The sequence below is a fragment of the Saprospiraceae bacterium genome, assembly GCA_016717265.1.
Lineage (GTDB): Bacteria > Bacteroidota > Bacteroidia > Chitinophagales > Saprospiraceae > Vicinibacter.
Genome location: JADKFX010000001.1, coordinates 2,336,936 through 2,354,916, shown reverse-complemented (window position 1 = coordinate 2,354,916; position 17,981 = coordinate 2,336,936). Strand labels below are relative to the sequence as shown.

Here is a 17,981-nt window from a genome sequence, read left to right as displayed (position 1 = left end):
AATCCTATAATAAGTATACCAAGATTAAAAATTGAAATGAGTTCTTTAGAAGAGTCTATTGATCAAGAAAATCCAATTAGATTTATTCCTGCCCGACTGCAGGCGGGGTTGCATTTGTAAAACAATTAGATTTATTAAAACTTGGATTCGAAACCAAGACTTTAAATAAGAAGGACGACCAAGTTTTGAATCCTCTACGCTACTAAATATTTATTTATACGGATTTCTAAATGCGTTAGGAAGTAGCCGCAGGCCAGAAAGCGAATGTTTTAAAACCATTGAGCTTCAAATAAAACTTAGGATTCCTGCAACAAAGCTGATTCTCTTAAAACATCAAAATCTTTAAATTATGATGACCTGAATGGGAATTAAAAATCGTAATTATTGATCTTAAGCAGCATAGTAAATTTTTTGAAAAAGGTGATTGAGAATAAAAAAAAATCTTTAACTTTGTTAAAGTTGGATCCGTTCAAGTTGGCGGACTTATTTTTTATAATCAACACAAAGTGGTTGTAAAACAAGAAAAACTGCAAAGCCTTCATTTACAAATCGCACTCAACCATTTAACTTTCAGTATAACTGTTGCTAAATAAGCAAATTCTATAAAATCATGCTCTATAAAATCATTACCCTTTTCAACTGGATTGCGATTGCTGTTATTGCGGTTGTAGCTTTTTTACTCATTGTAGAAGAACTCTCCCATAAAGGAGGAGGTGACGCTGCAGTACAAGGTATGGGTAAAGGTATTCTTCAACTGGCTATTATTACTCTGATAGTTTTGTTGGTGCTCAACTTAATACCGAATCACTATGGCAAATATGCTGCTTTTGCTGTAGTGGTTGTACTCACTGTATTTGTACTCGTTTTATTGGTAACCCCCAGATGGCGCGACTACCAACGAATCAAACGGCACGCAATGGAAGCGGCAAAACCCATTTTTGAAGACAAAACTACCGAAGCATTAGCCCGTACTTTTCTGGAAGGGGATTTGGAGAAATGGCGCACTATGCAGGAAAAATTCCCAGACGAAGTTAAAAAAGGTGAATTTTTAGCATTTGCTATTTCAGAATCCGACAATAGCAACGACAAACCCGATAAACAATTGGCGTGCTTGCAACTCTTGTTCGATGCCGGAGCTAAATGGGATAGCGTTCGGACTTACGAACTACACTTTCCAGCAGCTTCAAGTGGGAAAATTGCCCTTTTGCGTCTGCTATTAGAAAAAGGGGCATCAGCAAACGATATACACCATTCATTCGAAAATCATATCCTATTTGAAGCTTTAGGTGCTTATAAAGAACCAGAGGCCACGGTGAAGCTATTGTTGGAATTCGGTGCAAAAACGGATGTAACAGCAGTAATGAATAATGAAGAGGGTCCGGTATCGCCACTTTTCAATGCTGCCAAAAGGGAGCGTTGGGGGGTATGTGTAGTGCTATTAGAACATGGAGCAGACCCAAATTTCAAGACTTCCTCTGGAGTTACTTTCAGGGATATTATAAAGGAGGCTGATAAAAACTTTACAGCGAATCCTTATGGTAAAATGGAGGATTTTGAGCGCCTAAAATCACTCTTAAAATGAATAAAAGGTAAAAGCATCTCAAAATAATACCCAGGAGCTGTTTTAAAGTTCAATGGACTTTAAATGTTTAACTTATATTGATAAGATACGAATGCCCAACAATGACTATGAAAACAAACTAGCCTAAACGGCTGTCCTACGAATCATCTCGTGTTATGCATAATCGGAAGAAAGTGGAGGTGGATATTATGGAAATTGCTCCGGCCCCACACCAGAATATTTTCTCCCAAATACAAAAGTAAGTGTTGAAATACCTTTAATGAACTATACAATGGCAGTAAAAGGATATCCATATCCAGACAGGGGTTTAATCCCTAATCATATAATTATTCCCTCTATAAAAGACAAGTTGGAAAAGAAAGATGTGGAGCTGGAGTTTGCAAAAAACTTGATTAAACTATAAATTTCGGGGTCACAACGAACTCCATTCAACATAGTATTCAATTTTGCAAATCTTGTCGAAAAACGAACATATAAAATGGAGTTTGTCAACATCCACTAACAATACAGAAACGAATTAAGAAAATAATCGCAAGGAGTTTAAAAGGTCTAACACGAAAAACAATTGCCAAACGAAGAAAAGTTCCTTTTTTAAAAAAATGTTTCCGGGGAGCATCCTTACATGATATTAAATAATTAATAAATTTTCACAAAGCTGATAATTATCACTTAATATCCATGCGGGGTACATTAAGTTTGCAAGAATATTATTATTCTATGAAAAACCTTAAACAGCTACAAAAAGATATGCAACTACTTGAAAAAAAAATAAGCATTGCAGCGTTAACTCGCAAAAAGCTGATTTCGTCGCGTCACATTTCTCAGCAAAAAAGCGCTGTTAACCTCGTTCAATATCTTGCATTAAGAAATGAAGATGTTCGTTTGTTGCAAGATAATTTACATCAAGCCGGTTTATCCAGTTTAGCAAGTTCAGAAAGTCATATTTTAAAGCAAATTCAATCTATCAGACAAAGGATCGGTGCAACTATAATAAATAAGGAGATATCGGATTTTGATTATTTTGCTGCACAAAACACTTTGAATAAACGGACAACCGATTTATTTGGTTTCAAAAAGGAGCCTTCAATACCACACATTATGGTAACCCTTGATACCTCCTTTGAGAAGGATGTAAATTTAATAATGGCTTTACTTAAAGCTGGGATGAATATTGCACGGATAAACTGCGCACATGGAAATGAGAAAAACTGGGAAGTGCTGATTGAAACAATACACCATGCTTGTGAAAAAAGTGGCTGTGCCTGTAAAATATATATGGATATAGCAGGTCCTAAAATGCGGGTTGACTTACCGGGTAAAGGAAAAGAAAATGGGAAACTTAAAATAGCTCTGGGGCAAGAAATTCTACTCCTGGAATCAGGAGCTAAAGTAAGACAAAATCAAAAAGTTATATCTTGTTATGAATATGGAGTTATTTCCATTTTAAAGGAAGGCGAAAGAATCATTATAGATGACGGAAAGTTTGAAGGAATTGTAAAAATAAAAAAAGGGAAACAATATTTAAAGATTACAAGGATTTCATCTAATAAACCTTTTTTGAAAAAAGATAAAGGATTAAATCTGCCAGATTCAACACTTAATTTACCTGTTCTTTCGGACGCAGATTTAAAAGCTATTCCATTTATTGCTTCAAACGCTGACCTTGCCGGATGCAGTTTTTTACGAACCCCTTCCGATCTCAAAATAATAAAAGACACATTTAAAAAATATAAAAACAGCCCGAAGCTTATTTTAAAAATAGAAACTCCAGAAGCCGTAATAAACCTACCGTCAATACTCCTTGAAGCTATGACAGAAGAAACATTCGGTGTCATGATAGCACGAGGCGACCTGGCAGTCGAAATCGGTTTTGAAAGACTAAGCGAAATACAGGATGAGATTTTATGGATTTGCGAAGCTTCCAATACACCAGTCATTTGGGCTACACAGGTTCTTGAAACATTCAGCAAAACGGGCATTGCAACCCGAAGCGAAGTAACGGATGCTGCACATGCTGCCAAAGCAGAATGTGTTATGCTTAATAAAGGAGATTTCATAATTGATACGATACAATTACTAAAGAAAATACTTAATAAAAGTAGTGGTCATCGACATAAAAAGAGATACAGCATGCGACCGTTAAATATCGCAGCACATTTTATGCATCATACCGCACCAGTAAAAAACGCTTAGTCATTCGTTGAATTGCTTAAACTTCTATGCAACCATGCCATTAGCTTTCAATATTCAACGCTTTAATCAATAGTGCTTATAATCAACAACTTTGATGCCCGGGTTTCAAAAAATCAAGAACCGCATCACTGCAAATTTGCAATCCCGCTAAAGCTGGACAAGTCAGCGGAATTTATTCACAGAAGCGCCACAATCTGTGATCTGCAATCAGTTTTGTGAATTTAGTAATTTTTACTTAAGTAAAGAGAGTACGCAATTTAATTTTACTTGAATACAATAACAAACTTTGCCTTAATATACTAAGCGTTTAAAAGCTTTCGCTAAAATTTAAATATTAGATTTTACACTCCAAAAAAACTTTGATATATTTCAGGTTAAAATGAATTCAAAAGACTTAGACGGGTTTAAATTATTTAAAGATACAGCTTCAGATAAAATAATACACACTGCCAAACTATTCCTATCATATGGTGGGGATTTTATAAATTATATTTTACAAATAGTAATCTAAACTTTAGTATTTTCACACTTTAATATTCGATAAAACTAAAAGAAATTCCAGTTTACTTATCCGTACATCCAAACTGACCCATTCATTAAAATTAAAAATTCAATGCTTGGAAACATACTATTCGTTTTAGTCATTATCATTTATGGCTTCCTTGTCAATCTTTTGCTTAAACCGATGCCAGGTGGAGATTATGGTGTTGGGTATTCCTTTGCCTGGCTTATCTATTTGGCGGGTTTCATTATTTCTACAGGTCTTTTGGTTTGGAATATGAACCTAAACCATTGCTTTGATTGGTTTCCTCCATCCATCATGAAATATCGGAATTGGTTGGTTTTCTTAGGCTGGATATCATTTGTATTTGCTCTTATCTGGAGCTTAGAATACCATACTAAAATTATAGGAAGCGAATTTCCACAATTTATGACTTGGTTTATTCGAAGTAGAGTTTATTTTTGGTTACCTCTATTACTGCTCATTCCGAGTGTATATCTCATAAATGTCCAGAGCTTAAGTGGATTTGCACCTTTTTGGGTAAAATTCCTCATTCAGGCTGGTTTCTTTGTCAGTCAAATAATTGCCATAGGTATACTTTATACTTTTGGAAAGTTCTGGGTACAGCAACGTTTAAATGGCATTCAATTAGAAAAAAATCATAAGACAGAAAAGCTTTCTGATTATAAAGCTACTTTAGAATCTATTGCAAATTATAACGAATCAACAATAACAGGCTTATTAAAATTTGCACATCCTAAAAACGATAAAACACAACGAGAAGCTGCCACAGTTAAAATAAAATCTTTTGAAAATTGGGAACAGGACTTAATAGACATTCTAGGTCAAAAGAACCTGGAAGAAATTTATGTATATGATGACCCTACCTATTTTGTCTACGCATTCCTGGATGGAAATAAAATGGAACACCCAGAAAAATTTATTCAACCTATACAATCCAGCCTAAAAGTTTTAAATATTAGAGTTGGAAAATCACTTGACGACCCCTATAATCTTGAGTTAGGTGTATCTGATATTGAACTTGTGTGTCGTGTTTTAGAAGAACAGTTTAAAAATTATTCTAAAGAATTTAAACCAGCAATGATTAAAATTCAAGAAACATTGGACATAATACCCCCTGAAAGAAAAAACGAACAACATAAAAAATCATACATTGAAACGCACAATAAATATAAACTTGCTGTAAATAATTGGTTAAAATTAAATTAATAAAAGCTTTCTTAAAATGGAATTTTATATAGAAAAAATAAAAATTGAGCTGCTTGAAAATGAGTATGGACTTCAATTAAAAACAGCTTATAAGGAATTGCCTTTGCCGGGTCAAAACTTTGCGGATACGATGGATATTCTCCGGAAAAACTTTGAAGTAGTAAAAGGGCAATATATCCAAACAGCATCAACGAACATAGAATCAGAAGAACTTAACGAAGTTTGTATGCGGATCGTATTGCATTACTTTTACCTGTACAATTCCTGGAAATATTCTAATGAAAAAGAAAAAGACAGGGATTTGACTTTTTTGGCTAAAGATTTTAAACACCCTAATAGCATGGATATAATCATACAATATTTTAAGAATAAGTACCCTAAAGATTATGCCGGTAAATGTGCAAGCATTTTAGGTATAACCGCTGAAGAATTATTAAAATATGAAAACAATAATAACGAATTTTATTCTTCGTTTCGATAATATAAATATTTAGCTACTCCAACAAAATGCAACTAACTATTTTTTTTTGTGCTGAATTAATTTTAAACTTTTGTAGCTTTCAAAATCAAAAAATGATTCCAAGCTTTTGCGTTGTGCTACTTTGTTTTGTTGAAAATTATATCTTCCGTTCATTTCATCCTCTGCGACTCTCTATTGAGCACTTTAGCAGCTAAATATAAACCGGTAAACAGACCATCAAATGAAGAATTTTTTATCCATCTTAACATTAACATTAATTATGAACCTGTCTTTTGGTCAGACTGAAAATGCAAACAGTATAGCAGCTTCTGACCGTTTTAAAAATAATTATAATGCAAACAATTTTGAAGCGATATACTTGTCCTTTTCAAGTGAAATGCAAAATGCATTACCTATTGATAAAACAAAAGAGTTTTTAGCTGGACTTAAATCACAAGCAGGAAAAATCACAAAACTAGAATTTGTAAAATATGAACAAACCTATGGTTCATACAAAACTAATTTTGAAAGCGGCATATTTACTTTAAATATTTCAGTGGATAATAATTCAAAAATTAATGGGTTATTTGTAAAACCATATAAAGATAATGATTTACCAAAAATTGACCGCAATAAAACCAAACTTGTATTGCCATTTAAAGACGAATGGACTGTTATTTGGGGTGGTGATACAAAAGAACTAAACTATCACGTTGAAAGTGAAGCTCAAAAAAACGCTTTCGACCTTGTAATCACAGACGAAAAAGGAAGCTCCTTTAAAACTACCGGAAAAACGAATGAAGATTATTATGCATTTGGAAGAGAAATTACTACTCCTTGTGACGGAGAAATAGTTTTAGTTGTGGATGGAATTAAAGATAATATACCCGGAATTATAAATACAATCTATATTCCAGGAAATACTGTAATTTTAAAGGCATCGAATAATGAATATTTGTTTTTTGCTCATTTCAAACAGCATTCAATAAAAGTAAAACAAGGACAAAAAGTTGCACAAGGACAGCTTTTAGGACTTTGTGGTAATTCAGGAAATTCTTCAGAAGCACATTTACATTTTCATATTCAAAACATAGAAGACATAAATTTTGCAACAGGTATTAAATGTTACTTTGAGCAATTACAAGTTAATGGACAAACTAAAACAGATTATTCACCAATCCAAAACGAAAAAATTAGTAATGGAAATAAATAACAAATGCATCCATGAGCTTTGATTTGCAAATGTATTTGAGCTGGATTTCAAAATACTATATCATCAGACAAAATAAAGCTGCTTGACAAAAAAGAAATAGAACAGATTCAAACAGAATTTACAAGTAAGAGGGCTGAGTCTTTATTTATTTAATAAATTTTAAAAGACAAAAAAGTAATGCCAAATAATCTATTAAATCAATATGTTGTTACTCGCATCAAATCTATCACAAAGAACCTATCCGCTTACACAAAAGACAAAAAGCCCGAACACCTTCATCGACTAAGGTTAGAAATCAAAAAAATAAATGCAGTATTTTCCTTTGCTAAAAATGTATATGGAGAAAGTTTTAATACGAATAAGATAAAACCTATATTTAAAAAAGCAGGCAAAATACGGGAAATTCAAATAAATATTCACTTGCTTTCACTTTTTCAGCATCCTCCCAAGAGACTCATTACACAGTTAAAAAAGAAAGAAAATATTCTAACCCAACAATTTATTAAACATGATTTGCGATATAGTAAAATTATAAAGACTTTTCAAAATAATGTTAGTTTTCCTGAAATACTTCCTGATAAAAAAATAATTATTAAATATTTTGAAAAACAGAAAGCAAATAAAAAATTTAAAACCAAAGACCGAGAGCATGTGCATCGATACAGATCGAAAATTAAAAAATTATTATTTATTTATAATGCTTTACCAAATAAGATAAAAAAAGAAATTAAATTAAATGAATTAGAAATTGACAAGCTACAAAAAATGCTGGGCAATTGGCACGATACTTATTCTGCAATTAATTTCTTTTCTCAAGAACAATTTCCCATGAATACAGCAGAATATATTCTAAAGTTGAAAGCAAAAGAAAAAAGACAATTTAATGCTTTGTTTATCTAGCAGAACTGAATAAGAATTTTAAAACCAATTTCAGATGCTCATCCAAAAAATATTTTTAAACTTTAAAAATCTATAATTCAAAAAAAATGACTCAAAGATAGATTCTCGACAAACTATGGATACTAAATCGCCGGCATAATAATCGAAATAGAGATCGAGTTAATCAGATTGTTGCTCTGGACTGGTTTGATCGCATAGCTTTACCCTACTTTTAATTATATCTTAAATATCTCATTGGAGACGACAACAATGCAATATTTCAATTTGAGACATCAGTCACCTATTAATGATCTTTATTTGGAATTCCTGCAACCGCAAAAAAGTGAACGTAATCGGTATTGATATTCATAAAGATGAGAATGGGCGTTTTGTAAAATTCTGGAACAATGTTGACATATTTAGGCATGAAAATATCATTAGAACGAAAATGAAGTTACTATTGGAACACAGAGCATCACGAAACACTGAATGCTATTTTGTGAAATTAATGGACTATTAATTCATTGAAAATATTCTGCACATCAACATTTGCGTTATACAGACCGTTAATATTCTGAACTTACAGTACCTTAGCATTCAAATTGTTATTGTGTAATTTTAAAAAATCAACAATGAAAAAAAGTTTACTTCTAATTACAACAATTTGCTACTTTATAACAGCTCAAGGACAATTGTTTTCATTCAAAATGTTCTTTATTGATGCAATTGGAGACAAAGACACAATTACCTTGGGTTATGACTTATTAGCAACAGATAGTATAGACCTCACATTTGGAGAAATTAATAAGATTTCTACTCCACTTGATAGTAGACTTGATGTGAGAATTACGAATGAATTTTATAATAGAACCAGGTTTAACATGCCAGGAAGCTACCATACTAAAAAGCAAATTATCTACTATTACTGCCCGGTATTTAAATACGAGAATATTCAAACGATTGACATTCACACGAAGCATTGGCCAGTTACTGCTACCTGGAACAATTCACTATTTACAGACAGCTGCAGAAATGGTAGTGTATTTACAAGTTTTAACCCCGGGGGCTGGTGGGATGTAGGAAGTCCAAGCAACTTAAGGCAACAAGTGTTAGGAGAAAATGACTCAGTGACATTTTCATCCAATACAATTGGAGGGTATAATGAAAACTATAGCTATATAAAAGGACTTGATACGATTCCTGTCTTTTGGCTAGGAATTGGAAACGAATACATTCTTTATACATCCGTTAATGAAATTTCAAAAAAGGACACTCAACTAAAAGCATTTCCAAATCCTACAACTGGCAATCTTACTGTTGAAGTAGCCCAAGATTTTGGAAACATTAATAGTATTCAAATTTTTTCTTCAACCGGGAATCAAATGATGATAAGCAAAACGACCCATGAACCAAATATTTCACAACTTGAAAAAGGACTCTATTTTATATTAATTACAAATGAAAAAGGAAAAACACTATGTACTCGGATATTAAAAGAATAAAATTTGCTAAAAGCACATTCTAATATTAATTCAAAATATTTCCACACCTAACAATTACAATATAATCAAAATGAATATCTTAATTACTTTTTTACTTCTACTTTTAGGCATTATAGCTTTGATTTTAATCATTGCGCTTTTCTCGAAAAAGAACTATAAAATTAATCGTGAAATCATTATCAATGCGCCCCTTGAAAAAGTATTTACTTATTTAAAACAACTCAAAAACCAAGACAACTTTAATAAATGGGTAATGGTTGAACCCGACATGAAAAGAGAATTCAAAGGAATAGACGGGACCGTTGGATTTATTTATGCCTGGAATGGAACTAAAAAAGCAGGTGCAGGCGAACAGGAAATTAAAACCATTGTAGAAGGAAAAATCATTGAAACAGAAATTCGTTTTATAAGGCCCTTTGCAGGGATAGCTTTTGCAAATATAACTACAGAATCCTTAACTGAAAATCAAACAAAAGTATACTGGAGCAATGCAAGTGCCATGAAATATCCAATGAATATTATGGTTTCAATGATAGAAAAAATGCTGGCAAAAGATATGAATACGAGTCTATCAAATTTAAAATATATTCTTGAAAAATAATGACACTCAAAAACTAGTCAATATAAATTCTTTTGTTTTTTTCAAAATTTGTAAGTTCAATACCTAGTTTTGAAGGTTAATAATATTATAGCTTATTACAATTTGTAAACATTGACAATATAGTTAAACGATTTCCCAGTCAGACAAATACTTACTTAAACATTTTGCTTCGGTTTCTTAACAAAAGCTTCAATACAAACTCCAAACTGATTTTCATTTTTTGGAGTGGTGCTGATTTTGAAGAAGACGAATTAAAAATTAGAGGTAAAAAATTTAAAGATGCTTCTGCTTTCTTTACTGCTGTAGAACAAATCAATGCAAAAGATCCTAAGCGTTGGCTGCAAAAATTCAGGGACATTCATTGGGACTACAAAAACAAAATCAAAAGATAAGGGTTATTAGAAAGATTATCCCTTAGGGATCCCCGATCGTCAATCGGGCCTTCGGGAAAATTATTTGACTGATTAACATTATAATATTAAACATGAAAACGACAACAGCACACGATGAGCGCTTTGCAAAAATGACATTCGCTACAGTCTATCCACTTTATCTTACAAAAGTCGAGAAAAAAAACAGAACAAAAGCAGAATTACATCAAGTAATTAGGTGGCTAACCGGCTATGATGAAAAAAAACTGCAAGAACTCATTGCAGAAAAAGTAACATTTGAATTTTTTTTTAAGAATGCTAAGTTAAACCCTAATGCTAAACTCATCACTGGTGTAATCTGTGGTTATCGCGTCGAAGATATTGAAAACACCTTAACGCAGCAGGTAAGATATTTGGATAAGTTGGTAGATGAATTGGCTAAGGGACGTAAAATGGAGAAAATTTTAAGAGTTGTGTAAAGCGATTCTATACCTGGTGAATAAGACAAACTTGTTAATAAGGACTATTCGAGCTTTATGAATTTTTTCAATTGAAACTTACCAAAACCATAATTGCATTTTAAAAAATACAAATCTGGTGATAGCGTACTAATATTCACCGTAAAAAGATTACTATGAACATTTTCCCGCATTATGATTTTAAAGTCGGTTGAAATAATTTCAATACTCTCCATTCGCGTTCGGGTCATGACATTTAAATATGAAGCTGTTGGATTTGGGTAAACTACAATATTTGAAATTGTTTCTAAATCCCCTACTGAAGTGACTGGATCATTCACTCTATCCTTATAAACAAATACTCCCATATCTGTAATAGCATATAAATAGCCCTCATCATCAACCGATATATTTACAATTACAATATTACTTGCAGAATTATCCGGTAAACCTTCGCTGGAATAATAATAATCTTTATTTAATAAATTGTAAATTCCACTATTATTGAAAAGCCAGAAACTATTATTAAATTTACTATATCTTAACCCCTTGGAAGAGTAATAAAATAATCTCGGTGTAGCCTGAAGACTATCTAAGATATAAAATTTATAAGAACCTTTTGTAAATCCTGGAATATATTCGGAGTAGATTACTTTTTTAGTATTACTGATGTCATTGTAACCTGAAAGTGGAAATATCTTTGAATCAGAATTTAGCGGATCAATAATATGCAAAGTATCATTAACCGAAAAATAAAATGAATTATCAACTGAGGTAATTCTATACGTTGTTTTTCCATTCGGAAGTACAAATAATTCATTCCAATTGATCCCTTTGTCTTTTGTATATGAAATGGTCAAACTGTCAAGGGCATAAACAATTCCATTTTCATCAGTCAAATACCTAACTATTGGATATTTAAAATGTTGCGTATTTACCTTTATCCAATCAGATGAATTAATCAATTTATAGTAATAGCAATTAATTTTTGGATTGTAAACATAAACTGTTCCTTCATTATCCTTAAATAAATTATTAAATTCAAAGTAACTATCTATAACAAGAGGCTTATATTCCAATTCATTATTTAATTTATAAAATACTGCCTTATTATAATAATTAAAGTATTCTGCATCTCTTGATTTTATAAACGCCTGAGGTAAAATAGATTTTCCCGGAATAAAATTCACAATTCTTTGCTTATCCATAATTCTTAGCATAAATCCTTCATACTCCATGATAATATTATTATCAGCTAGAAAATGAAGATAATCTACTGCCAGGTAATTTTTACCAATAAAATGATCAAAAGGCTGAAAACTGAAGCCCCCGTCTTTAGAATACAACAATTTTTTTCCTGCATAGCTAGGGTAAAAAGAAAATCCCGAAATTAACAAGTCGTGATTTTGATTTTCATACATTTTAGTTACAGGGTAATATTGATCAGATAAAAGTGGAACACTATCAATTCGAAACGTATTTATGTTAATAATAAATACGTTTTTAGAATCATGAAAATACATATTTTGATAATGATCAGAAAAGAAAAGATATGCTTTATTTTTTAAAACATTAATTGCCGGGTTTACTCCACCATCATTGTCGATAAAATTAATCGTTCCTCTTTCTGAATGATAATTAATCACTTTATCTTTATTGAGAACTATCATTTTGGCAGGATAATAATAAGGGTCTCCATTTTTTGACCTATAATTCGATTTTTTGTATGGATTGGAAGGATAAAAATCGCAATAAGAATAAATATTACTTTCATCGTCCACTTGAAATCCATTTTCTGAGTTAGTTTTACAATCAAATCCTCCGAATAACCAAACCCAGTAATTACTTTTTATAGAATATCGATATACATTATCCCGAATTTGAGCATAATAGTTAAGATCTTTTCCTAAGGTTATATATTCAGGATAGTCATTACCGGAAAATCCATTCATCGATAATATCCATGTTTGACCCAAATCAAAAGAAACATAACATTGATTACTCATGTTTTGGATTAATAACATGGAATCTTTGTAAAATTCAATATACTTTGTACTCCCAAATGATGGAAATGGATATTCCTTCCAATTCTGGCCAATAGAATGCTGATAAAATAAGACAACCAGAAGGTAAATTATTAATATGCTTTTCATCTTTCTATTTTTTAAATTAAACATTTAGTCAGAAATATTGCAAATGAAAAATAATCAAGCTCGATTTGTTTCGGCTATATAAAAGTACTGAAATCCTAAATATTAAATCCAATAATTGCTATTATAACCTTTTCTAATGACAATAGCTTTTGAAAATCACAAGTCAGATTGCGCATTATTTCAATTTTGAGTTCAGAGTTTAGGGGTTGGAACTTATCTGTTTGATGAGTTCCATTTCTTTGTGCTTTGGGATTAATAGAACTTCTTAAAAATACATCTTCTGAACTTCCCTCGGACGCACTATAGGAGTTTTAGGCATAAAAGAAATATCGATAAAATCTATTTTTCCATTTGGAGCAATTTTCAACATGACAGATTGATAGGGTTTAAATTCTACTTTAACCTTTTGAGTTTTTCCATTGACATGCACCGTAAATTCCATTGTTTTCGATTCATAAGCAATTGACTGACCAGAGTAAACTGGATATTGCAAATTCTTAGAAGCCCATTGCGCCAAAAATAAATATTTGGTCCCGTTTTTTGTCATTCGACACCAATATTCTGGTAAACTATCACCCTGAATTAAGGCTGGATGATTGATAAGATGACTAAAATTTTCTGAAACATGATTCATTGCCAACAATTCCTTGAGTATTTTGGAAAATTCTCCTGATTTGGATTTACCTGGTTGAATAGGATGTTGTTTAATACAAACGCGCACACCTTCCTGAGCCAATTGCAATACTCTTTTTAGAGCTCGGATATCCATGTATTTAACATCGATATACAAAAGAGAAAATGCAGCATCGCCTACCAACAATTTGTTTTTTACAACCTTTGCTTTTTCTAAAAAATGTCGATTGATCCAAAGAGGGTGATAACCCACAACTTCATCCGGAGTATGAATATACCGCATTTCATATTCGCCCCAAACCCAAACACGTTGCCTTTCAGAAGGGTACGCTCCTTTCATGACAGCGTCTTCGTACGGAATATATACCGCTACATCAGTATACGTTTTGCCTTTTTGCAAAAAGCCTGAAACTTTTTCAACATAAGAATTAAACTCCGCCAACTCCTCTGTTAAACTTCCACCAGGTCCAATATAGCAGGTTGCAAAAAAATCAATAGTATCAGAACCTTTAGGATTAAAGGGCATTCCACAATAAATATGTTGATTCACACCATTTGTAAACAATGCATCGGCTACCATTTTAAGGTCTGCAGTTTGCTCTTTCCGAAGATAAGTAGCTGGAAATCCGTACATGCACGTAAAGGACTCACTGGTTACAAGTTTTTTGGAAGCTAAACATGCAGCTGAACTGACAATTTTGGAATAATTTGGATTGTTTAACATGGCTTCCGTTTCGGGAATATCCACCAAAGAATAAGTGGTCATTACATCCGTAGGGGCACCCAGACATTGAACCCTCGACCAGGCTCCCATTTCAGCACATTTTTTTACATATGGAATATAAAAACCCTTGGTTACATATTCATCTAAATGCAACATATAATCATAGCGTACATCAGGAAATGAATCTATACCAATATCCATGTACGAAATGATATCGTATCCAAATTTTTGTTTGAATGTGGCATCAAAGCCTGGAGTCCATAATTTATTCTTCTTATTGAGTTTTATTTCCCATGAATCTGTGAAAAGTACGGTTTTAGGGCCCTTTAGAACATCTTTCATAGCAGATTCTATTGGACGAGCAAATAATTCAAAGGCTTTAGCATCCATATGATTGATGACTCTCATGTTTTCAGGCCAGGCCCATGAAAATGTCAAGAGTTGACTAAAAGCAGTATCTCCATAGATTTGAGTGCCGAAATCTTTTCCAATGTTGTGCCCGGCAACAGGCCACGCACTGCCAAAAGTAAAATCGCACGCCAGACCAATAGAATCTGCATACCGTTTTGTATAAGCGACAATTTCTGTCCATTCTTTACTGAGCCATTTTTGGGCGCTGGTATCGACAGGATAATGCCTATTAAAATCCCTTGCAAACCACTCCTGATAACGGTGCAATGGATAAAGCCAGGCAATCTCAACACCTCCAAAGTTGTTACTCCTGGCCCAGTCAAGTTGATATTTTACATCGATTTCTTTAATTTTTGTAGCAAACCAAAACCAACGAACCATTGGTTTTGAAGAATTGTAAAATGGATTTGGTGGAATATGTTTCGTTGGTTTTGTTTGGGTTTGAACGGATAAAACTCCTGGCAATAAGAATAACCAAAGAATAAACATTTGTACAAGGCTCATCCTGCAATATTAGCTATTTGGTAATACCTGAACAACATTTATTTACAGGATTTCACACTCCTAAATGAAAGTACTAATTTTAAACAAGTACTTTTGCAGCTGTAAGATTTACATTATAAATGAATAAAGAAATATTAAGAGATTGATGTATATGAATCGGAGGTTGGTATATATTCTATTACTCATCATGAGTGCACTCCTGGGCTGGTTCTTTGGTTTCATTAAGTTTCCATATATAGATGTTCATGATTCTTTTTGGCTTGGTTTTTTCGGATGTTTAACAGGGATTTCGTTGGTAACTGCCTTGATATGGCTATTGAATATTAAAAAAACAAACCCTCTTTTTGAATCCACATTACATTCTAAAATAGGTTCAACAATTCATAGGATTGCCATTGCTAAAATTTTGATTTCTATTTTATTTGTAAGCTTACTTGTGTTATGCATCGTAGGCTATTCAACAAATAAAAAAATCAAGGAAAGCTTAAATCATGCACAATTGGATTTAGCCGAATGGAAGCATCGGGAAAGCCTGGAAGCACAAAAAAATAAAATTTCGCTATTATTAGATTTGATTCACACCCTGGATTCCACTAAAATGAATATTCAGAATAAATCCATGGTGGATAAAATGACGGATCGCATAGTAGCCTTAAGTCATGCATTCAAATTACATAAAGAATGGGACACTGAAACCGCCTCCTATCAATACTTAAGTTCAGAAAGAGGCATGTTATTGCTCGCTTTGGTCAATACACAAATGGATTCTACTTCCTTTCAAAAGATAAAAGATAATGTGAGCTTTTCTGGAGCAAATTTAAAAAATGTAGACCTCCATGGTTTAAACTTAAATGGAATTGACCTGCGATACGCGAATTTACAATATGCAAACCTACAAGCTACAAGACTTGAGCATGCTGATCTAAGGGGTGCAAACTTGCTTGGTGTAAACTTAAATCAAGCTTCCCTTTATGGTGCCAATTTAATAGCCACAAAGTTAAATTGGTCTAAAATAAATGAAGCAAAATTAAATTGGACAAGATTAGATAGTGCTGATATGACAAATGCAACACTTCAAAAATCTACACTAAATTATGCAACGTTAATTCATACTGTGCTATCCAATGCCATCCTGAATGAAGCAGATGTAAGCAATTGTTTTTTGTTTGGGGCCAATATTTCTAATGCCAATCTAACGAATGCAATATTTACCAAAAGCACCCTAACCAATGCAAATCTAGAAGGAGTCATTCTGAATGGTGCAATTACAGAGCAAGATTGGTTGGAAAAGTTAAATAAAAAAAATCAAATTGGTGCACAGACCATACTTGATAAATACCAAATCGTTTCCAATACAACAATCAAAAAGGATTCTTTGATTTATCGTTTAATGCCTAAGACAAATTGATTCCATCCAGAACTCCTAAAGAGATCAAATTAATAATCACCTTCACAATTTAACTTACTATCTTTCCAAAAGTGCATTAAGTTTCTTTGAAAATTTTATCACTACTTCGTCTGTTGGACGAAAATTATCCATTCCAAGTTCCAATGACCAGGTATAATAACTTTGAATACTATTTAAATAAGAAGCTAGAAATATCGGAGTGCATCTTGTTTTTTCATTGATCTTATAATTATCTTTCAGTGCCTTTCCAATTTTCTGGCCAATTTCATTATTAATGATATCAACATAATTATCCGTAGGGTTATTTATTGAATCGGTCAATTGGCTTTCCTTAAAATTTCCGGTAGTCAGTTCCGGCAAATAAAATCGCTCGTGTAAATCACCAATTAAATCAGCAAGATCCTCAGAAAAAAATGAGGAAATTATGGCTTGCGCAGTTACATGATTAAAAGTATTTAGATACCCCTTCTCTAAGCTATCTTGTACTGATAAAAAGGCTAAATTAGGAGTGTTAATGTGGCGAACTGAAGCTTCCGCCAAGTCAAAAAAAGCGACATCTTTAGATCCATAGATATCTGCTCTTCTGCGGCTTAATATATGTATCCTTTCTAATGCTTTTCGCTGCCGGATCGCATAAGGATTTGAGAGCACAAATTTGAGTTGTGTCCAATAGTCAGCATTTTGAATACTTATTAAATCTCCTTGATTAACACCGGAAGTCATCGTTCGACTGATCCTTTCTCCATTGCTAAAATATATTAAATTAACCGCAGAATTACAAGATTTATTACTATCAACATTACATAGATCTTGTTTATATGTTATTGATACAACTGTTTTAAAATGGTCAAGATTTTTAAACCGGGTAGTTAATAAGGCTTTGCTTTTTACACCGAAATTGCAAGAATTTTCAAAATAGGATTCTTGATAATTTGGTTTGGAGGTGACCTGCAATGGCAAGAAAACAGAATTCCATAAGTCCATTTGATTACAGGAAATTAAATATCCTGAAAAGACAGAAAGGTATAAAATAAACAATAGATGCTTACCCAGAATGCTACCCATTTATTAACTTGACCTGGCAAAGGTATTCATAAATACAGATGTTGCGAATTAAATTAAGAACCCGTTGTTTACTCCGGTATATTGCAGATAAA

14 protein-coding genes are annotated in these 17,981 nt (G+C 32.6%); 11 read left to right on the top strand and 3 right to left on the bottom strand.

The features are described 5' to 3' along the window. Positions 1 to 610 precede the first annotated feature (610 nt). The 10 genes from IPO86_09020 to IPO86_08975 all read left to right on the top strand — a co-directional run bounded on the left by IPO86_09020 (position 611) and on the right by IPO86_08975 (position 11,012). Positions 611 to 1,582 carry an ankyrin repeat domain-containing protein gene (locus IPO86_09020; protein ID MBK9728243.1) on the top strand — a complete coding sequence of 324 codons (972 nt, stop codon included), beginning with the start codon at positions 611 to 613 and terminating at the stop codon, positions 1,580 to 1,582. A gap of 717 nt (positions 1,583 to 2,299) precedes the next feature. Further along, positions 2,300 to 3,775 carry a pyruvate kinase gene (locus tag IPO86_09015; protein MBK9728242.1) on the top strand — a complete coding sequence of 492 codons (1,476 nt, stop codon included), beginning with the start codon at positions 2,300 to 2,302 and terminating at the stop codon, positions 3,773 to 3,775. A gap of 613 nt (positions 3,776 to 4,388) precedes the next feature. After that, the gene (locus tag IPO86_09010; GenBank protein ID MBK9728241.1) at positions 4,389 to 5,507 is read left to right on the top strand and encodes a hypothetical protein; all 1,119 of its coding nucleotides are present in this window, start codon (positions 4,389 to 4,391) and stop codon (positions 5,505 to 5,507) included. A gap of 16 nt (positions 5,508 to 5,523) precedes the next feature. Beyond that, complete coding sequence (locus IPO86_09005) at positions 5,524 to 5,988, top strand: hypothetical protein (GenBank protein ID MBK9728240.1); 465 nt, start codon at positions 5,524 to 5,526, stop codon at positions 5,986 to 5,988. Between the two features lie 220 nt (positions 5,989 to 6,208). Beyond that, on the top strand, positions 6,209 to 7,180 hold the full coding sequence (locus IPO86_09000; GenBank protein MBK9728239.1) for a peptidoglycan DD-metalloendopeptidase family protein: 972 nt from the start codon (positions 6,209 to 6,211) through the stop codon (positions 7,178 to 7,180). 177 nt (positions 7,181 to 7,357) lie between these two features. Beyond that, a complete protein-coding gene (locus IPO86_08995) occupies positions 7,358 to 8,080 on the top strand; it encodes a CHAD domain-containing protein (protein MBK9728238.1) in 723 nt (240 codons plus the stop codon). A 611-nt stretch (positions 8,081 to 8,691) separates the two neighbouring features. Continuing rightward, positions 8,692 to 9,561: a T9SS type A sorting domain-containing protein gene (locus IPO86_08990; GenBank protein MBK9728237.1), complete on the top strand. Its 870-nt coding sequence runs from the start codon at positions 8,692 to 8,694 to the stop codon at positions 9,559 to 9,561. Positions 9,562 to 9,631: 70 nt separating this feature from the next. Beyond that, positions 9,632 to 10,162 carry an SRPBCC family protein gene (locus IPO86_08985; GenBank protein ID MBK9728236.1) on the top strand — a complete coding sequence of 177 codons (531 nt, stop codon included), beginning with the start codon at positions 9,632 to 9,634 and terminating at the stop codon, positions 10,160 to 10,162. 164 nt (positions 10,163 to 10,326) lie between these two features. Next, complete coding sequence (locus IPO86_08980) at positions 10,327 to 10,554, top strand: hypothetical protein (protein MBK9728235.1); 228 nt, start codon at positions 10,327 to 10,329, stop codon at positions 10,552 to 10,554. Positions 10,555 to 10,646: 92 nt separating this feature from the next. Then, positions 10,647 to 11,012 carry a DUF2200 domain-containing protein gene (locus IPO86_08975; GenBank protein MBK9728234.1) on the top strand — a complete coding sequence of 122 codons (366 nt, stop codon included), beginning with the start codon at positions 10,647 to 10,649 and terminating at the stop codon, positions 11,010 to 11,012. A 44-nt stretch (positions 11,013 to 11,056) separates the two neighbouring features. Here IPO86_08975 and IPO86_08970 read toward each other — a convergent pair whose 3' ends face one another. Beyond that, positions 11,057 to 13,144: a hypothetical protein gene (locus tag IPO86_08970; GenBank protein ID MBK9728233.1), complete on the bottom strand. Its 2,088-nt coding sequence runs from the start codon at positions 13,142 to 13,144 to the stop codon at positions 11,057 to 11,059. A gap of 265 nt (positions 13,145 to 13,409) precedes the next feature. Then, positions 13,410 to 15,416, bottom strand: a complete 2,007-nt coding sequence (locus IPO86_08965; protein MBK9728232.1) for a hypothetical protein — start codon at positions 15,414 to 15,416, stop codon at positions 13,410 to 13,412. Positions 15,417 to 15,567: 151 nt separating this feature from the next. Between IPO86_08965 and IPO86_08960 the strand changes: the two genes are divergently transcribed. Continuing rightward, positions 15,568 to 16,824, top strand: coding sequence for a pentapeptide repeat-containing protein (locus IPO86_08960; protein ID MBK9728231.1), 1,257 nt, complete (start codon positions 15,568 to 15,570; stop codon positions 16,822 to 16,824). Between the two features lie 57 nt (positions 16,825 to 16,881). Here the strand turns inward: IPO86_08960 and IPO86_08955 are convergent, their stop codons facing one another. Then, on the bottom strand, positions 16,882 to 17,889 hold the full coding sequence (locus IPO86_08955; protein ID MBK9728230.1) for a hypothetical protein: 1,008 nt from the start codon (positions 17,887 to 17,889) through the stop codon (positions 16,882 to 16,884). Between the last annotated feature and the right edge of the window lie 92 nt (positions 17,890 to 17,981).

What these genes read in the sequence shown, in the direction of transcription:
- IPO86_09020 (MBK9728243.1), top strand. Translation starts at nt 611, where the DNA reads ATGCTCTATAAAATCATTACCCTTTTCAACTGGATTGCGATTGCTGTT.
- IPO86_09015 (MBK9728242.1), top strand. Translation starts at nt 2,300, where the DNA reads ATGAAAAACCTTAAACAGCTACAAAAAGATATGCAACTACTTGAAAAA.
- IPO86_09010 (MBK9728241.1), top strand. Translation starts at nt 4,389, where the DNA reads ATGCTTGGAAACATACTATTCGTTTTAGTCATTATCATTTATGGCTTC.
- IPO86_09005 (MBK9728240.1), top strand. Translation starts at nt 5,524, where the DNA reads ATGGAATTTTATATAGAAAAAATAAAAATTGAGCTGCTTGAAAATGAG.
- IPO86_09000 (MBK9728239.1), top strand. Translation starts at nt 6,209, where the DNA reads ATGAAGAATTTTTTATCCATCTTAACATTAACATTAATTATGAACCTG.
- IPO86_08995 (MBK9728238.1), top strand. Translation starts at nt 7,358, where the DNA reads ATGCCAAATAATCTATTAAATCAATATGTTGTTACTCGCATCAAATCT.
- IPO86_08990 (MBK9728237.1), top strand. Translation starts at nt 8,692, where the DNA reads ATGAAAAAAAGTTTACTTCTAATTACAACAATTTGCTACTTTATAACA.
- IPO86_08985 (MBK9728236.1), top strand. Translation starts at nt 9,632, where the DNA reads ATGAATATCTTAATTACTTTTTTACTTCTACTTTTAGGCATTATAGCT.
- IPO86_08975 (MBK9728234.1), top strand. Translation starts at nt 10,647, where the DNA reads ATGAAAACGACAACAGCACACGATGAGCGCTTTGCAAAAATGACATTC.
- IPO86_08970 (MBK9728233.1), bottom strand. Translation starts at nt 13,144, where the DNA reads ATGAAAAGCATATTAATAATTTACCTTCTGGTTGTCTTATTTTATCAG.
- IPO86_08965 (MBK9728232.1), bottom strand. Translation starts at nt 15,416, where the DNA reads ATGAGCCTTGTACAAATGTTTATTCTTTGGTTATTCTTATTGCCAGGA.
- IPO86_08960 (MBK9728231.1), top strand. Translation starts at nt 15,568, where the DNA reads ATGAATCGGAGGTTGGTATATATTCTATTACTCATCATGAGTGCACTC.
- IPO86_08955 (MBK9728230.1), bottom strand. Translation starts at nt 17,889, where the DNA reads ATGGGTAGCATTCTGGGTAAGCATCTATTGTTTATTTTATACCTTTCT.